This window comes from Vibrio sp. SCSIO 43132, from assembly GCF_019904195.1.
Taxonomy (GTDB): domain Bacteria; phylum Pseudomonadota; class Gammaproteobacteria; order Enterobacterales; family Vibrionaceae; genus Vibrio; species Vibrio nigripulchritudo.
In genome coordinates, this window is sequence record NZ_CP063200.1 from 1,114,964 (window position 1) to 1,132,385 (window position 17,422).

General features: G+C 42.5%; 18 protein-coding genes. 6 read left to right on the forward strand and 12 right to left on the reverse strand.

Annotated features, from left to right (window positions below; translation table 11 throughout):
• The first annotated feature begins 81 nt into the window (after positions 1-81).
• From INR79_RS23170 to INR79_RS23180, 3 genes are all read left to right on the forward strand, one after another.
• On the forward strand, positions 82-1,998 hold the full coding sequence (locus INR79_RS23170; RefSeq protein WP_223097111.1) for a TonB-dependent receptor domain-containing protein: 1,917 nt from the start codon (positions 82-84) through the stop codon (positions 1,996-1,998).
• Between the two features lie 61 nt (positions 1,999-2,059).
• Positions 2,060-2,980: a siderophore ABC transporter substrate-binding protein gene (locus INR79_RS23175; RefSeq protein ID WP_200768636.1), complete on the forward strand. Its 921-nt coding sequence runs from the start codon at positions 2,060-2,062 to the stop codon at positions 2,978-2,980.
• A gap of 143 nt (positions 2,981-3,123) precedes the next feature.
• The gene (locus tag INR79_RS23180; protein ID WP_223097113.1) at positions 3,124-3,684 is read left to right on the forward strand and encodes a sugar O-acetyltransferase; all 561 of its coding nucleotides are present in this window, start codon (positions 3,124-3,126) and stop codon (positions 3,682-3,684) included.
• Positions 3,685-3,940: 256 nt separating this feature from the next.
• On the opposite strand, the gene INR79_RS23185 is transcribed toward INR79_RS23180, so the two are convergent.
• The 10 genes from INR79_RS23185 to INR79_RS23230 form a co-directional block, all read right to left on the reverse strand.
• Positions 3,941-4,498, reverse strand: a complete 558-nt coding sequence (locus INR79_RS23185) for a hypothetical protein (RefSeq protein ID WP_223097115.1) — start codon at positions 4,496-4,498, stop codon at positions 3,941-3,943.
• Positions 4,495-5,037: a YaeQ family protein gene (locus INR79_RS23190; protein ID WP_223097116.1), complete on the reverse strand. Its 543-nt coding sequence runs from the start codon at positions 5,035-5,037 to the stop codon at positions 4,495-4,497. The genes INR79_RS23185 and INR79_RS23190 overlap by 4 nt, the downstream gene beginning before the upstream one ends.
• Positions 5,038-5,123: 86 nt before the next feature.
• Entirely contained in the window at positions 5,124-6,395 is a 1,272-nt protein-coding gene (locus INR79_RS23195; protein ID WP_223097117.1) for a sensor histidine kinase, read from the reverse strand.
• A 9-nt stretch (positions 6,396-6,404) separates the two neighbouring features.
• Positions 6,405-6,986 carry a chemotaxis protein CheC gene (locus INR79_RS23200; protein ID WP_223097118.1) on the reverse strand — a complete coding sequence of 194 codons (582 nt, stop codon included), beginning with the start codon at positions 6,984-6,986 and terminating at the stop codon, positions 6,405-6,407.
• The gene (locus INR79_RS23205) at positions 6,983-7,342 is read right to left on the reverse strand and encodes a response regulator (protein ID WP_223097119.1); all 360 of its coding nucleotides are present in this window, start codon (positions 7,340-7,342) and stop codon (positions 6,983-6,985) included. Before INR79_RS23205 ends, INR79_RS23200 begins: the two co-directional genes overlap by 4 nt.
• A 4-nt stretch (positions 7,343-7,346) precedes the next feature.
• Complete coding sequence (locus tag INR79_RS23210; protein ID WP_223097120.1) at positions 7,347-8,480, reverse strand: HDOD domain-containing protein; 1,134 nt, start codon at positions 8,478-8,480, stop codon at positions 7,347-7,349.
• A 16-nt stretch (positions 8,481-8,496) separates the two neighbouring features.
• Positions 8,497-9,792 carry an HD domain-containing phosphohydrolase gene (locus INR79_RS23215; RefSeq protein ID WP_223097121.1) on the reverse strand — a complete coding sequence of 432 codons (1,296 nt, stop codon included), beginning with the start codon at positions 9,790-9,792 and terminating at the stop codon, positions 8,497-8,499.
• Positions 9,793-9,953: 161 nt separating this feature from the next.
• Positions 9,954-10,910 carry a sensor histidine kinase gene (locus INR79_RS23220; RefSeq protein WP_223097122.1) on the reverse strand — a complete coding sequence of 319 codons (957 nt, stop codon included), beginning with the start codon at positions 10,908-10,910 and terminating at the stop codon, positions 9,954-9,956.
• Between the two features lie 46 nt (positions 10,911-10,956).
• Positions 10,957-12,645 carry an ATP-binding protein gene (locus tag INR79_RS23225; protein WP_223097123.1) on the reverse strand — a complete coding sequence of 563 codons (1,689 nt, stop codon included), beginning with the start codon at positions 12,643-12,645 and terminating at the stop codon, positions 10,957-10,959.
• Positions 12,646-12,661: 16 nt separating this feature from the next.
• Positions 12,662-13,480, reverse strand: a complete 819-nt coding sequence (locus tag INR79_RS23230; RefSeq protein WP_223100297.1) for a phosphate/phosphite/phosphonate ABC transporter substrate-binding protein — start codon at positions 13,478-13,480, stop codon at positions 12,662-12,664.
• Positions 13,481-13,841: 361 nt separating this feature from the next.
• Here INR79_RS23230 and INR79_RS23235 point away from each other — a divergent pair, with 361 nt between their 5' ends.
• Together INR79_RS23235 and INR79_RS23240 are read left to right on the forward strand one after the other, a co-directional pair.
• Entirely contained in the window at positions 13,842-15,101 is a 1,260-nt protein-coding gene (locus INR79_RS23235) for an MDR family MFS transporter (RefSeq protein ID WP_223097124.1), read from the forward strand.
• A gap of 57 nt (positions 15,102-15,158) precedes the next feature.
• On the forward strand, positions 15,159-15,350 hold the full coding sequence (locus INR79_RS23240; RefSeq protein WP_223097125.1) for a hypothetical protein: 192 nt from the start codon (positions 15,159-15,161) through the stop codon (positions 15,348-15,350).
• Positions 15,351-15,620: 270 nt separating this feature from the next.
• Here the strand turns inward: INR79_RS23240 and INR79_RS23245 are convergent, their stop codons facing one another.
• Together INR79_RS23245 and grxC are read right to left on the reverse strand one after the other, a co-directional pair.
• On the reverse strand, positions 15,621-16,106 hold the full coding sequence (locus INR79_RS23245) for a YkgB family protein (protein WP_223097126.1): 486 nt from the start codon (positions 16,104-16,106) through the stop codon (positions 15,621-15,623).
• Between the two features lie 27 nt (positions 16,107-16,133).
• Positions 16,134-16,412 (reverse strand): glutaredoxin 3, encoded by a 279-nt coding sequence (gene grxC, locus INR79_RS23250; RefSeq protein WP_022561263.1) that lies wholly within the window; start codon positions 16,410-16,412, stop codon positions 16,134-16,136.
• Positions 16,413-16,554: 142 nt separating this feature from the next.
• Between grxC and INR79_RS23255 the strand changes: the two genes are divergently transcribed.
• Entirely contained in the window at positions 16,555-17,406 is an 852-nt protein-coding gene (locus INR79_RS23255; protein ID WP_223097128.1) for an AraC family transcriptional regulator, read from the forward strand.
• Positions 17,407-17,422: the final 16 nt, after the last annotated feature.

Here is a 17,422-nt window from a genome sequence, read left to right on the forward strand (position 1 = left end):
CTTGTAAAAGTAATTTACTCAATATGGATGGGTAAGCAGAATTCACGGCGATAATAGTTCTCATTACCAATGGAGTTAGCTGTGAACTCAATTCTCCCATTCAAACTGACGCCTGTTGCTAGCGCGTTACTACTTGTGTCAACAGTGAGCGTTGCTCAAGACGATATTGAAGTTATCGAAGTCAAAGGCAGTCAACTAACCAAAGTCGACATTAGCATTGACCAAAGTGCATTAGAAAATGCACAGGCGAACGATCTTAATGATGTGTTCCGCAGAGAATCCGAAGTCAGCGTTGGCGGTTCGTCATCGGTGTCTCAGAAAATATATGTTCGTGGTATTGAAGATACCATGTTGAACGTTAGCGTCGATGGCGCAGAACAGTCGGGTAACCTGTTTCACCATCAGGGTCGATTGGCTGTAGAACCTGAACTGCTAAAGCAGGTAGACGTTAACGCCGGTGCCGGGCGTGCGACAGATGGTCCCGGTGCTTTAGGCGGTGCTGTTAAGTTCGTAACCAAAGATGCTCAGGATCTTCTGAAAGGAGATGAGCAGTTTGGCGGCAATGTAAAAGCCGGTTATTACAGCAACAATAGCGGTTACAAAACTTCCGCAAGCCTTTACGGCAAAGTGTCGGAAGATTGGGGACTGCTTGCAAGTGCCACATACAAAGACAGTAAAAATATCGTTGATGGCAACGGTGAAGAGCAGCTATACAGCGGTTCAAAACAGCAAATTGCGCTGTTGAAATTGTCAGGAAACCTGACTGACACGCAGAAGCTTTCTGTTAGTTATGACTACAACAGTGACGATGGCGAAAAGCTGAATCGCCCGCATTGGGTTCCGAGCAAAAAGAACGCTTCATTGCAACAGGAAACGGGTCGTAAGACGTTTACGCTTAACCATGAAATTGCGGTTAACAATTACGTAAACCTAGATACAACCTTGTATACCAATGAGCAGACCCTGACGCATAAAGATCATCCTCGTTGGGGAACAAGCGCCGCGAGCATGAACACGTTTGGTGGCAAAGTGTTTAATACAAGTGTAATCGGAGCACATACCCTGGTAGTGGGTATCGATTACAAGCAGGACAAAGCCAAGCTTGGTACTGGCGGAAAAGACAGCACCGAAAAAGGCACCGTTTATGGGGTGTTTGCTCAAAATGACTGGCAAGCAACCGAGCAGTTACTGCTGACCCTTGGCGCGCGTTACGACACTTACAAATTGGTTGATACGCAGGATTTGAGTTTCGACTCTGCTGGATTCAGCCCGAATGTGGGTGCGACCTATACGGTTTTAGATGGTCTGGATGTGTTTGCCAGCTACGCAAAAGCATTCCGTGGTCAGCAAACGAAAGAGCTGTTTGTGCTGGATTACAGAAACAACGATCCAGAGCGTAAGCCAGAGAAGGCAACAAATGCCGAGGTAGGGCTTAAATACCACAATAATGGTTTCAGTGCCGGTATTACGCTGTTTGATAGCACGATTGAAGATGTGGTGAGCAACGAAGGCAAGGTGATGACTAACGTTGGTAAGCTGACCAATAAAGGCGCCAATGCTTACGCAGGTTATCAGCTTGGTGATGTGTCTGCTTATGTGAGCTACGCCCAGTCAAGCCCTAAGCTGGACGGAGAACCGCTAACGGATGACAACATGACAGTTGGTACATCAGTTGGTGACACTTGGATACTGGATTTAGTGTACCAACCGCAAGATTCGATGGAATTTGGTTGGAACGCAAAATTGGTTGAGCGCTTGACGGAAACGGGCGACTCGCCAACCAAGAACGAGAAAGCGGGTTACGGGGTGCATGACTTGTATGCGCGCTGGATGCCACTTTCTGAAGAAGAACTAGCCTTGACCTTGTCGGTGAAGAACGTGTTTGACAAATACTACTTTGATCACGCCTCTTACTATGTTTATGGGGATAGTACCGTAGCACGTGGCTTTGCAAACGCTGGTCGAGACATCAGATTCAACGTGAGTTGGTCATTTTAGCCAACTTTTTAAAGCGAGCTAGGGTTATCAGGCCCTAAAAATAGTGAACTAAGGAAAAACAATGAAAACGACGCAAACTCTACTGAAAAGTGCGCTGATTGGATTGAGCGTATTGTTTGCCAGTGTAGCTACAGCAAAAACCATTACTGTAGAACATCAAATGGGTAAAACGACGCTAGAATCGAAGCCTCAAAATGTGGTGGTTTTAGGTCAGGATAGCTTAGATGTTTTGGACGCAATTGGTGTAGAACCAGTAGGTGTTGTTAAAGCACACCTACCTAGCTACCTGTCCAAGTACAAAGGCGACAAGTATAAGGCGGCGGGTTCATTGTTTGAGCCTAACTTCGAAGCTATTTACAACATGAAGCCAGACCTGATCATCGTCTCTAACCGTAGCTCAGGTTCAATGGAAGAGCTGTCAAAGATTGCTCCAACGGTTCTTTTCCTTGCTGACTCAAAAGATTACTGGGGTTCTACTCAGAAAGCTTGGCGCATGCTAGGTAAAATTTTCGAGAAAGAGCAAAAAGTTGAAGAACTGATTGCAAGTCAGGACAAGCAAATCCAGGCGCTGAAAGCGGCGAACCAAAATGGTGATTCTCGTGCTCTGGCAATCATTACTAGTGGCGGTAAAGTGGCTGCATTTGGTGTGGAATCCCGTTACGGTTACATCCATTCGCTATTTGGTTTCAAACAAGCGGCAGATGGTATCGAAGCGAAATCTCACGGTGAGCACATTAGCTATGAGTACATCTCTAAAGCAAACCCAGATGTTCTGATTGTACTTGACCGAGATGAAGCGATTGGCGCATCTCAAGGTGAAGCGAGAAAGCAACTTGATAACGCGCTTATCAAGAAGACGAACGCTTACAAAAACAACAAAATTACTTATCTGAATGCACCTGTTTGGTACATCACTGCGAGTGGTGTAACAGCAACTCAAATCATGATCGATGACATGAAGAGAGCGCACGCAGCTAAATAAATGCTCAGGTAAGAAAAGTATAAAAAGGTCGCAGAATGCGACCTTTTTTATTTACTTTGACTTAAGCCTAAAACTGAACCATTGAGATTCGCTAGACTTTTGATTCTACCCGCTTTTGTAAATGATCAGTGTAGGAAAAGTTGATGGCTTCAGAAAAAGAAAAAATACTTGCTGGTGAACTGTATCAGCCTTGGGATGACGAGATTCATTGTGAAAGAATTGCTTGTCGTCGCTGGTTACATCAATTGAACAATAGTTTGCCCAACAGTGAAGAATGGCAAGATGCCATCGAGTCCCTTCTGCCTCAGGCAAAAGGGGATGTCTACCTGGAGCCGCCGTTTTATTGCGACTACGGAAGCAACATTCTGGTGGGAGAGAATTTCTACGCAAACTTCGGATGCACTATTCTGGACGCCAATAGAGTAGTGATTGGCGACAATGTAATGCTTGCTCCTAATGTTCAAATCTATACCGCAACACACCCACTTGATGTGAAGACACGTGTCACCGATTGCCTGGAATATGCGGAACCAATAAACATTGGAGATAACGTCTGGATAGGTGGTGCAAGTGTGATCTGCCCGGGTGTCACTATTGGAGAGAACAGCGTGATAGGAGCGGGTAGTGTGGTGACCAAAGACATTCCCGCCAACGTAGTTGCCGCGGGCAACCCCTGCGAGGTGATTCGTGAAATCGAACAATAGAGATTATACCCAAGTAACCTCAAGATGCTCGGTTCAGCGACTTTCTATTAAAGAATAGGGAACTGGCTTTTCAGACAAGACACCGATTTGAAGGTCTAGTGGGTCTAAATCAAGAATCGGTAACGCAGTATGAAAGCCAGTTAAACTCGCCCTTGGGAGCCCATATTCTGCCTCATTTCATTGTCAAAAAACTTGAACAGAAACAGAATATGAGGCTCTGAATCATGTATCTTGAGGTCACTTGGGTATTAGCCGCCTAAGCTCCCTGTTTTCCAAAATAGTGATTCAACCAGCCTGATATTCGTGTGCCCCAGGATGTTTTTTCCTGATGTGGGTTATGGCTTTTGCCAATATAAAAGGCACGCATGCATTCCGTTAGAATGGCGTCTGGCTTTTCGCCAGTTACACCAGTCAATATTTCAGCCGTTCGGACCGCATGATCGTTTGCGAGGCTGAAATCCATCTGCAGGTAACCCTGTAGCATCAACCAAACCTTGGTACAAACGGTCAATTCAGTTGGCAGTTCCACACGAAATTTTTGTGCGTGCTCTTTCCCAACAGAATCCTCGATGATTTCATTCATACTATGAAGAGCGTCGCTCTGGGTCTCCAGGCTACTTGCTAACTCCATTTGCGCTTTGGTGAGTGTACCAAGCGCCATGTCAGATGGGCGCTTGTCTGGATGAGTTTTACAAGCGTTTTCAAAGGTGGATTTCCAAGAAACCAGTAGTTTTTCCAATACACGCTGCTCATCCGCCTTCAATTCTAATGAAGACAAACCAGCTTCATCGAGCAGAGGTTTTAGCTCGCTCATTGCTTTGGCTCTTGCAGAGTTTCCCATGTGATTTCGCAATCGCCATTGTCTGCAGTAACAAAGACAGAGTTCCCCGTCAGCATTACGGATAGATCCATCGTGCGGGTAACAAGCTCAGAGAGCGCGTCTATACCTTCCCAGTCAAATCGGGTGATGGTTGCATCTAGCATCCCAAATTTACCTTGGTTCTGCTCCCACCATACGTTTGACTTGGTATTGAAAGAGTAAACGTGAACCTGCTTTGCAAGACGACGAGACTTTTTCACTCGCTCTACATCAGGTTCGCCTACGTCAATCCACAGTTCAATTTGGTCGTCCAGACTTTTCTTCCAAACGTCTGGTTCTTCAATAGTGGAAAGCCCTTTTGTAAATTCCAGACCTTCCTGAGCATTCAGACAAAATGCGATGACGCGCGCCATCATTCGGTGAGCATTTTCAGATGGATGTTGGGCGATAGTCAGGTTCAGTGAGTCGTAATGATCGCGATTCATGTCCGTCAGGTTGATACGGAATTTGTATATGGTTGGTTTAAGCGCCACGGCGGTAATCTTCTTAAGATGGGTATAAGGTTATTGTACGTTACAATTGGTTGATATGCCTAAAGATTCGATTGGGTATCTTTCTGTTAAAGCTTAACTAAAGGCAGTTTGATGGTGAACTCAGTTCCCTTTCCTAAGGTGCTTGAGACGTTTATAGAGCCTTTGTGATTCCTGATTATTCCATAGGATACGGATAGACCTAGTCCCGTTCCTTCACCAACGGGTTTAGTGGTATAAAAAGGATCAAATATCTTCCCTAAATTATCCTTGGAAATTCCTGCGCCTGTATCAGAGATTTTAATTTCTATCTGGTCGTCTAATTTTTTCAACGCTATTAAGATTTCTCCTTTGTTATTTATAGCTTGAATTGAGTTCATTAAAATATTTAAGATTACTTGATTTATCTGCATTGGTTGACAATGTAGGCGTGGGATACTTCCCTCAAAATCAGTTTTAAGTTCAATATTATTCTCTAGCTTGTGCTTCACAATATTAATCGTGGCCTCTATCCCCTCAATTAGGTCGATTTCCGCCCACTCCGAGCGATCAACATGAGAAAACTCTTTTAGGTTCTTTACTATGTCCATCACACGGGACGTTCCTTCAAGTGATTCGCTTACTAAGTCGTGTAAGTCTTCTTTTAAAAAAGGAATCTGATGTTCATTTAAGATAGCTTGAATAACTGATGACGAGTTTCCTTCATTTTGAAATGCGCTCTCTATTTTAGATATCGCTGTTAATAGATCTTCTGTATAAACCTTCAATGTTTGCAAGTTTGAATTAAGAAACCCTATGGGGTTATTTATCTCATGAGCAATACCGGCAGAGAGTTGACCAATTGAAGCCATCTTTTCTGATTGGACTAACTGCGCTTGAGTTTCTTCCAGCTTCTTTACAAGTAGTACTTGTTCTGAGTGTTCTTCCTTGATTTTTTCCTTCGCAATGACTAACTGCTGCTGCTGGCTGGCTTGTATTGTTGCATCGTGGACGCAGATGCAAACATGTTCAAACTCTCCGTTGTCACTATGGAAAGGAATGATCTCTATGTTTTGAAACATCTTCTCTTCCTGACCCGAAACTGGTCTAGAGCTTTTAAAAGGGAGTACGTGTGGCTTTTGTTCCCAAGATGAAAAGCTCGGATTTTCAATGACAAGAGCGGTGTCTATTTTTCTCTTTAGGAAGCCGGAACTTTCAGGAAAGACATTCAGAATATTAGCACCTTGCAGCGAGGGTGCATCGTATATTGATTGTGTTACGAAATACTCATTTGCTTTGACAATTTTATATTGTCTGTTGACGATGCAAATTGCGAATGAAAATTGGTCAATCAAATCAGATAGTAAGAGCTTTCCTTTCACAAGTTCCCCTTATATCAATTCATCTAGTAAGCTGATGACATTTTCTAAGTCATTGTCTGCAAAGCAAACGACGGATTTTGCTTCAAATGATGCCTCTTCAACTAAAAATGAGATTTCCATGACTAACGCAAGTTGCCAATCTGATACAGGAAGAGGTTGCTTAGAAGGTTCGAATAACACTGGTGAATGAATTTTCGTCGTCAGTTCCATTTGTTGACTTAGCCCTTTTAAGCTCGCACCAGACAGAATATTCGATACATCCAATATTGAGTCAGCCAGTAACTCTGTACTCACATCGAAAGCCTCTTCATTATGCAAGGACTTCACTACATGGTGACAGCCTTCCTTAGATAGCAAAGTGATAAGCTCACCATCAATTCCACCAAAGAATGATTGCCGAGTGTAATAGTGTGATTCTTCTAGGGTTTCGAGATCACGCAAATCATCATCTTTTGCGACTCTTATGTTGGGAATCGACAGTGTTACGTGTAAGTCAATTAAAGTCGCAAGCTTGCTTGCAGCTCTCCCCATAGAAATGTTCATTAATTCTTGAAGCGCATCTTTGTGATCGGGTGTAAATTCAATATTCATATCAAACCAACCTCATGTAGAGCTTCGTTTAGTCGAGGCTTGTCGATAGGCTTTTTTAGAAACTTGGCAGCACCTAGGCTGTTTACTCTCTCTTGTGCTTTAGGCTGAATGTCGGCGCTCACTACAAAGACGATAGTTTTGGCATCTTTGTCATGAAGGTATTCGAGTACTTCAAAGCCATCCATCTCGGGCATTGTTAAGTCAAGAAACAATATGTCCGCTTTTCCATCTTCATATAGCTCAATCGCTTCTTTCCCATTTGCACCTTCGCTTAAGTTGGGTATCCACTGTTCGGGTAAAATTCTTATGATAGATTTTCGCGATAGCTTAGAATCATCTACAACTGATACATTCATGTTATTACCTCTGACTTGAAAGCGGTTGTTTTTTGGACAAAGTAAAGGTTTTGTAGGCGACTTTTTTCAACTTCACATCTTCGACCTTCATCAGAAACTCCGATACTTGCTTTTTATCTAAGTCGATAATGTTTTCGGATATGTAAAGAATATTTCTTAGCCTAGAAACCCTGTCCGTAGTTTTTTCGTATTTGTCGCACCTTAATAAAATATCGCTTACACAACTACTTAGGCCCCAAAGAGTCGAAAGATATGTCGAGACAAGACAAACTTGGTTGAACTCGATGGAATCATTTGCTGGAAAAGAGTGTTTGTTGACCATCTTTCCCAATGACAGCAATATTGCTGAAGTAAACAGATCGTTTTGGATATCAACCGGAAATGCCATGAGTTTGGTTATTGCCTTAGAGAGGCAAGCGACGGCAAAGGCCCGCTCCGACTCGATTCTGTGTTCGTCAGTATCTATCAGGTGCGAACCTTTGTATTCACAAAGTAGTGCTAACGAGATATCAAGTAGGTTATCCGAACCTATTCTTATGATGGATTCAGATAGATCTGTGGTGGGAACTCGAAATCCAAAGTATGCCGAATTTGCAACTTGTATGATTCTGGCTGTCAGAGCAGGCTCACCCGCAACAATTTCTACTATCTCTTCAATTGAATTTTCTTTTTCTAATTTCTGCCTAAGGTGTCTTACTGATTCAGTTAGAATTGGGAGGTCAACGCCACCAAGTTTTGTTTGAAGATCTTCGTTTAATGGAAGCTGCCTTAATTTCTCTACACATTCTAGTAATCGAATGTAATCTTCATCTATACATGGTTTTGCTAGCACAAAGTGGGAATATTTGTGGGCGAGCCTGTAGGGCTTTGTATTCACATCCCCAGTGAGTAATGCTCTTATGCAACTTGGATGATTGGACTTGAAATGGTTCAGTACCTGATCACCACGCATATTTGGCATTAACATGTCTGACATCACTACATCAGGTTGAGTCAGTGCAGTTGTTTCAGCCACCGCAGTAGCAGGATCTGTATAGAATGATACGACCCATTCAGGACGTAATCTCCTCAAAGTCCTGACTGTCGCATTGAGAGAGTGCTTATCATCATCAATACAGAGAATTTTAAGTCGGCTCATCTTCTATCCTCTATGTCTAGATAAAGAAGGCTAATTGAGAGCCTGATTGTTTTTCTATATCTCTGAGACGAGCTATAGTAGTTTGGTTTATCTCGCTTCCTGCGGTCAGTACCGTGGTTCCATTTTGTAGCATGACGTCCTGTTTGAGGATGTCTCCTTCTGTTAATTCATTAGAGCTAACGCAGTATTCGATTTCATGCAAATCATCTTGTGGACGCTCTTTCATAACTTTAGTAAACGCTTTGACAACAGCTCTGTCGTACATTTTTCCGCTATTGCTTTCGAGGTACTTTGCGGCAGCAAATGGAGATTTTTTAGACGTGTTTTCTTCCCCTGCCACCATGAATTCATAATCTTTCACCACCCTTATGATCCTCGATGCTAAAGGAATATCCTGGCTCTTAAGGTGATCTGGAATTCCGGTACCATCATAGTTTTCATCTTGGCTTCTGACGATAGGTGCAAGACTCTGGAATTTCTTAAGGCTGTTTAAAATCTCCGCACCAAGTTCTGGATTGTTGGAAGGTGCTATGTGGGTGTGTTGAAAGTTCTGTGTTGAATCGATGTGGTCTTTACCTATTAATCCAAGCATGTGCATGATTGAACTGAGATATGTTTGATTGATCTGGGTTTCATTGCAGTCCATAAATACAGCGACTTGTTTGCTTTGGTATGCGATTCTTTCTAATGATTGAGTACTAATTCCTGCTCTGTGACCGACCAATGAGGTTACCAAAGCGAGTACGTCTTTTAATAAAGTGGAGCGAGTTTTATTCGATAACTCTAACTTTTTGTGGGATTCTCTGAGCGCTGCTGTACGGATTACAACTTGTTCTTCCAAAGAACTATTGAGCTTGTTGAGCTCTTCATTTTTTTCTTCGAGCTCGTTGGCTAGTCTGAATCGTTCTTGATGCAACTGATAGAATTCATAAGACTGTAACAGAGTGAATTTTAAATTTTCGTTGTCCCAAGGCTTGCAAAGATAATTGTTAACGCCTCCATCATTGATAGCTCTCATAGTTGCTTCTACATCAGCATAACCAGTGAGTAATACTCGGACACTATTAGGTTGTAGCGCCTTTGCCTTGGAGAAGAACTCTGCGCCATCCATTTGTGGCATCCTCATATCGGAAACCATCAAGGGGACAGGGTGGTCTTCTAAATGAGCAAGAGCGTGAGTGGGGTCTGTGAAGGATATGATATCGAAGTCTCTTCTTAGAACCCGGGTAAGTGCTCTTACAATGTCTTCTTCGTCGTCAACCAGAAGGAGCTTAGGCTTAATATCTAATGTTTTTGTATGCGTTCCATCCATGGCATTCTCCAACACTTATTACTAATTTCATTACTTTAAGGATAGCTCATGTAATAAATGTAGCAAAAATAAGATAGTGATTTGAGCCAGAAAAGAAAAATGATGTATTGAAACAGAGGCGGGATGTAATCTTGCTGCTATAGCGTAAAAATATTAGGGCGCTAAATACCAGGAAGTAAAATTGTAAATGTGGTTCCAACGTCTACTTCACTTGCCACTTCTATTGAGCCACGATGATTTTTAATAATTTCATAAGAGATTGAAAGACCAAGTCCAGTGCCCTTACCGATCTCTTTGGTTGTGAAAAAAGGCTCAAAAATATGCGCCAGATCATCGGGTTTAATACCTTTACCAGTATCTTTTACGGTTATCTTTATCCAATCATTATCACCCATATCTATGGTTTGAGTGGAAATAGAAAGAGAGCCTTTACCCAATGTAGCGTGTTTGGCATTTACAAAAAGGTTGATAAATACTTGCTGCAATTGCGTAAAAGAACCATTTACGTCGGGTACAGGATTTAGAGACAACTTTAAGTCAATAGTATGTTTGATCTCGCTATTCACCACTTTGAGTGCAGTTTCGATACAGTCTTTCATATCGACTGGGGCGAAGACTCCTGTGCCTTTGTGAGAGGCTTTTTTAAAGTTTATGGTTATTTCTTTAATTCTGTTTAGCCCCTGAATGGTGTCTTCAATAATTTCTTGAAATTCAGGAATAATAAAATCCAAATCGATGGACTTACGGTATTCTATGTATTTCTCCAATCCAGAATCAGATTCAAGGCTTTCCATTGCTAATGAGTCTAAAGCGATCATTTCCCTTACATAGCCATTAAGCTGATTAATGTTAGACAAAGCGAAGCTAACAGGGTTATTAATTTCATGAGTGACACCAGCAGCAAGCTGCCCAATAGCTGCCATTTTTTCGTTGTGAATCATTTGGTCCTGCAGTTTCTGGACATTAGCGAGAGTTTCCTCAAGCTTGGTCATGCTTTCGTAGAGCTCGCGTGATTTGCTCTCGAGCAACTTTTCAGATTCTTTGCGTATTTTCTTTTCTCGATAATATGCATTTTTGTAATGATCAGCAGTTTCGCTGGGGTTGTTCTCGTCTTTCATGTATTTTCCTACAATCAGCGAAGTTAAGACATTATGAGGTAAAAATTTAGCATCGTTCAGTTGAGCTCGTTTGGCTTGATGTTTCATCAGAGTTATTAGTTTTTTTGTGAACCAAATCGCCCATAGATAATGGCAACACAATCGAAACTTTTGTGCCTTCATTCACAAGGCTGCTTACGTCTATCTTCCCACCATGCTGCTCAATAACGTTATATGCTATGGTTAATCCTAGACCTGTCCCGCTACCAACTGGTCTTGTGGTGTAAAACGGATCGAATATTTGTTTCACTGCACTTTCAGAAATGCCTTCACCAGTATCAACAACTGAAACAATGGCGTTTTTCCCTTGTATTTCTGTGGTGATATCTACATGCTTTTTATTACTTGATTCGACGGCTTGTAGTGCGTTTTTAAGTACGGCGTTGATTGCTTGCTTTATCTCTGTTTGGTTGCAAAACAATGAGATGTCTGATGACAATTTCTTTTCAATATATGTATCTGACTTATATTCAAACTTAATCTGCTCGGTGCACTGGCTAACAAGTTCATTTAGATCCGTATCTTGTTTTGGTGTGTCTTTGTTATAGGTTGAGTAATTTTTAAGCCCATGCACAATATCTCTTACACGGTGTGTATTTGTTAAAGCATCCTTGAGCGTGTACTCGAAGTCTTCCTCAATGAAGTCGATATCTTGACTTTCTGACCACTGATTCAGCTTTACAACGAGTTCGTCTCTGCGTTCGGCACTACCTTCATTAATAATAGTTCCCTGTTGGTGTATTAATTTCTTGTAGCAATCTAAGTACTCAAATGCCGTCTGCAGGTTACTGTCTACTGAACCAATGGGGTTGTTAATTTCGTGTGCGAATCCTGCAGCCATTGTACCAATTGATGCTAATTTTTCGCTTTGTATCAACTTGCCTTGTGTTTCCTTTAACTCTTTGTTTGTCCGAACTAATTCGGCATTATTTTTTTCTAATTCTGACGTGCGCCTTTTGATTTTTTCTTCTAAGGTCGCATTAAACGTTTCAAGTTGTTCCTGATACTTCATGCTCGACTTTTCTGAACTGGTAAGCTTTTCTACCATGATGTTAAAAGCAGAGGCGAGGTGAGATATTTCGTCATTTCCCTTGTCATCAACTCGTATGTTTCTTTCCCCAGAGGCTAGTTTTTCTGCTGCTCTTTCAAGGTAGGTAATCCGTTTGGTCAGAAATGCACCCAAAACATAAGAAAACAGTGCGACAAGAGCCATCTCTCCGAGCACTATGAAGAAGCTCCAATGCTGTGCTTTTTCGATTTGTTCGTTCAAGTAGGTCATATCAAACCCTAATTGTACTTCTCCGTACTTGATGTCGGATTCCTTTATTGCGAATGAAACGTCGTAAGTTCCATCTTGAACGAGCTCAGCTTTTTGCTCCGGTATTGTTTCAACATTTTCAAATGTATCGTCTCCCGCAAATGCTAAATCGTTACCATTTTGATCCAGAACTCTTACGTAGATGATATCCGGGTTAGCGCTAAGCTCCTGTGTAAAAGCTCCGACGGATGCAAGATCCCATGAAAGGACGGCATCTTTTACGGAACTCGCGAACAATCTTGCGGTAGTTTCTCCTCGTTTAGATAAGCTCTCGTAGTTTGTGTCTTTTAAAAAACTAAAAGTAAAGGATATGAGCAGTGCAAGAAGCACCGCCTCTATGAGAGCAATTCCTAAAATAGTTTTAAGTCGTAGTGTCATTGAAAGCTTGTTCCAGCTAATCTAATAGAGAATTCAGCAGAGATATTTCGAGAGAACGAACATCATCCCAATCACTATCCTCTGCTGGCGACACACCTTTAAAGTTTATAGATTTGAGAAGCTTCTTCCCTTCTTCATCTGCAATCATTTCTTGTAAGGCATTGCTAATACTACTGACAATTTGTGGGTCAAGAGTTGAGAGAGCGGCAAATGCGTGAGGAGTGTATCCGGGTGTGCTCCACATGACTTTTAGTGAACTTCTAACCTCCGGGGAAGTGTTATTGAACGTTCTCATCACTCCACCTCCAGCGGGAAATATGCCTTTTGATACTGCGAGGTATACGGAGTCATGTGAGGAAACATATTGTGGAGAAAAACTGATGCCTTCTTGTTGCATTTTAGCGCGAGGTAATACACTTGCAGCAAAGGCCGCTGGCGAAGGGAAAGCAAGTGTTGAGCCACTTAACTCTGCCAGATCTTTCAATTCGCTGTCTTTGGGAACCACAACTATACCTTTGATTTTTTTGTCAGTTTGCTTTGCGAATGCTTGATAGCCTGGCTTTTGGCTGAATACAGTATAGTGATATGGATTCATGTACGCTAAGTCGTATTCTCCGTTGAGTAAGCGCTTTTCAAACGTAGGAATATCCTTTGCCGTTGCGAAATGGATGTTGTGTCCGGTTTTTTTACTGATATATAAAAATATTGGTCCCCATTTAGCAGCAAGCTTCTTCGCTGACTGCTGAGGAACAACTCCAAAAGTTATTTCATCAGACCAAGATGAGGTCGAGAACAAAGTGAGAACAAGCAGTAGTAGTGGTTGAATGCGATACATATCAAGTCCTAAATTTTCTAAATGGCTAATATCAAAAGAGTAGGACATAACTTTCACTTTGGAAATTTGTGTCGATGCGCACTTCAAAGATTATCTCTTTATTAATTATTTAGCTCAAAGTCGACCGCATCCTGTTTCCAGAATAATCTATTGATATGCAACACAAACAATTCAAAATACGAACAGTTGTGTCTTTGATTGATACCTTGATTCAGCAATACTGAGATGGTGTGCACAAAATAACACTTTGCGGCGTATGTATTTGCATCAAACTTTGCTGTTAGATCGAATGCCTTAACGCTTTGTAAAGATGATAAAAAGCACAATAAAAATTAGCAGGCTAGGATTCTAAGGAGCATGAATGGCAGCAACAGAAAATCAGGAAAGTTTGTTTCAGTGGCAACGTGTTAAACGATTTAACTTTACGATCTGGACGGTATTAGGCGGTACCCTTCTGGCAAGAACCACTTATTTTATGGCCTGGCCGTATCTGATCGTCTTTCTTTATCAGGATTACAACGCTTCTGCATTGGAAGTGGGAAGCATGCTCGCAGCATCGGCGGTGGTGGGGGTGGTTTCTGGTCTCTATTCGGGTTATTTGTCTGACAAGTTTGGACGAAAATGGGTGATGATTTCCGGAAGCTTAATCGCGGTGTTGGCCTATGGTGGAATAGGGGTTGCCAGTGAAATATGGCAGTTCTTTGTATTGTTGATGCTTTGTGGATTGATGAGATCCATGATTGAAGCGCCAGCGAAAGCGGTGATAGGGGATAACCTGTCCGACGGGAAAGACAGAGAACTGGCTCTTAATATCCGTTATTTCGTGCTGAATTTGGGTGGAGCAATTGGACCTTTAATTGGTATTTCACTGGCGTTAGCAGCACCTCAAAAGTTGTTTCTGGTGACTGGTATTTCCTACCTGATTTTTGCTCTATGGCTATGGTTAAGCTTCGCCCGCTTCCCGGAAAAAAGAAACCTAGAAGACTGTGAAGTTCCTGATTTTAAAGCCACGATAAAAGTGATTGCGCGAGATAAGATCTTCCAGATTCTTCTTATTGCCAACCTGACTATGATGTTTGTTTACGCGCAATTAGAGTCTTCACTTCCACAAGTATTAGTTCGAAGTTCTGTTGCGGATGCCGCGACCTTAATTGCGAGTCTAGTTCTGGTTAACACTCTGACGATCATTGTATTTCAATTTCCTATGCTTAAGCTGATGGAAAAAGTGCCTCTTTTTAAAAGAACACAAATCGGAATGGTATTGATGGGCGTGGGAATGGTTGGATTTATTGCTACTCCGGAAGATTGGGCAATAGGCTGGGGTATGGCTTGCTTTATTATAAGCTTAGGCGAAGTCATTGCCTTCCCAACACTAAGTGTTCAGATAGACCAACTTGCGCCTGAGCATTTAAGGGGTTCTTACTTTGGAGCCGCTGCCCTTTATTCCCTGGGATTCGCAATCGCTCCTTTGGTTGGAGGAGCCATGCTCGACAAGCTTGATGCAGACTGGTTATGGGCACTGTGTGGGTTGCTGTGTTTGATCATGATTTGGTTATACAGGCTGGTAGAAGCAAGGACTGTAAAACAAGAAGACTTGCAAGAAACACTAGCAAACACCTGACAATCTGAGGTTTCTCTGCGTTACGATAGGGATATCGGATATTTAAAGAGAATATGCATGTATAAGATTTTTGCAGTTGTACTGACTGGGATTGGCATCGCTATTGGCGTGGTATTTGGAGAAGACATCAAATCAGCAATAGAAGGCGACCCTTACGAAAATGCGAGGGAGTCAGTGGAAGATGCTGCTGGCGATCTTGCCGACAAGGCGGGTGATTTAATCGACAGCGCAAAAGATGCATTGGAATAAAGAAAGGGGCGAAAGCCCTAATGCCGATCAGTTAAGACGTTAATCGGCAGGTCAATTGAATGTTCCTACCAGTTTGTAAAAATCCGATAGACTCTGTTTATCGGACTTTTTATACACGTTTCTCAAGCTCTCGACATCATTAATCGTTACAAACAAAGTTGAGACACTCGCTGATCTCCTAAAAAAACAGTGCCGCTCACCTAAGTGAACGGCATTAGAGCAGGAGCTATCTTTATTGTCGGGTTGTTTACGTCGGTTTAACGACCGTGATTAATCTTCTTGTCGTAGAACTTTTGCCAGTAAAGATAACGCCGCTGCAAGCAATACAATGTCTTTTAAGAGGAATTGACCCGGTACGACAGAGATTGCAGGGAAGCCACCTAAGCTTGCTTCGGCGATTGGCGCGGTAAACAGAAAGCTTGTTGTAACGGCAAAGATAACCGTTGCACTAGCAGCACCAACAAGTGCAAACACACGATGTACTGGCGCGAGCAACAAAGCAAGTGCGGTTGCCACTTCAACCAAACCGATGAGGTTAGAAGCACCTTGTAAGCTGAAGATACTGTATAACCAACTGGTCAGTGGGCTTGATGCTACAAGACCTTGGATTGCATTTGCTTCGTAGCTGGTAAATTTCATGGCCCCGATCCATGCCAAAACGATGATGATAGAAAAACGTACCGCTTGGTCAGAAATGTTGGTCAGTGACTGTGTACCTGCTACTCGATGATTGATGGTGTTATTGATAGTTGTCATGGTCTTGTTCCTTATCATTTCTTTGAGCTATTTAGCGTTATGTGTGATGCCTTGGCGCTCTAATATCTGTTCAAAATTGCCACTTCTGATGCTGGCGACTAAATCATCGTTTCCGCCAACATGGTGGTCGCCGACAAAAATCTGTGGAACAGTTCGTCGTTGGCTACGGTTTTTCATCTCGTTTAGTCGCGTTGGGTTATCACTGACTTCAATTTCTCGATAGGTTAAACCTAAGCGCTTTAAAGTGTGCTTTGCGGCTTTGCAATGAGGGCAGTAGTGTTTGGTATAAATTTCGATTTTTGCCATGGTATTTCTCCGCTTGTTGTCTGTAGGGTTAATTTAGCTGTTGCGGTAAATACTATCTATGCACGATAATCTTGATTTAATACACAGATCGTCTAGCTAATCTCTCATCCCGAGTTCAGGTTAGTTAAGGGAGAGGCTAAATATGGAAGTGATGAGCGACATGCTGCGCGCGATTCGTGTCGTCGGCAGCGTCTATTTTTGCAGTCAGGTGGAAGCGCCTTGGAGTAAAACCTTTAACGACCTAGAGCACGCCAGCTTTCATTTGATTCGACGCGGTGGTTGCTGGGCGATTATTGATGATCAAGTGGAACGACTGGAAGCGGGAGATTTGATCTTCTTAGGTCCAGGGCAAGACCATGTGTTGTCGAGTCAATCTCCGGATAGAGATCAGCCTGACTTAGAAGAACCAACACTGTTACTTTGTGGTTCTTTTAGCTATACGCGAACAGTGACGACGCCGTTATTGGAGATCTTTCCTCGGGTGACGATAGTGCGTGATAAAGACTTAGCGCAATATCCTTGGTTGCGAAGCACCTTTGATCAGTTGAGTTCAGAGTACCTATCTCAAGGACCAGGCTCAGAGCTTATCGTCAATAAGCTGACCGAAATTATCTTGGTCGAACTGATTCGAATTAACTTTGGGCGAGAGCAAAAAAGCCCGTTTTTAGAAGCGCTGAACGACAAACGTATTTCTCGCGCTCTGCAATTGTTGCATGACCATCCTGACAAGAGTTGGACGTTGGAGTTGGTTGCAGGCGAGATTGGCATGTCGCGCGCTGCGTTTGCTAGCCGCTTTTCCGCTTTGGTTGGACAACCGATGTTTGAATACTTAACTAATCTCAGGATGGGAAGGGCACAGGAACTATTGCGTGAATCGTTGTTGTCGATTGATGAAGTGGCTGAACAAGTTGGCTATGAATCGGAGCGCGCTTTTACACTCACCTTTAAAAAGCATACAGGCACAACCCCCAAGCGCTTTAGAGCGCAACAATAACTAGGTATTGCTGGTA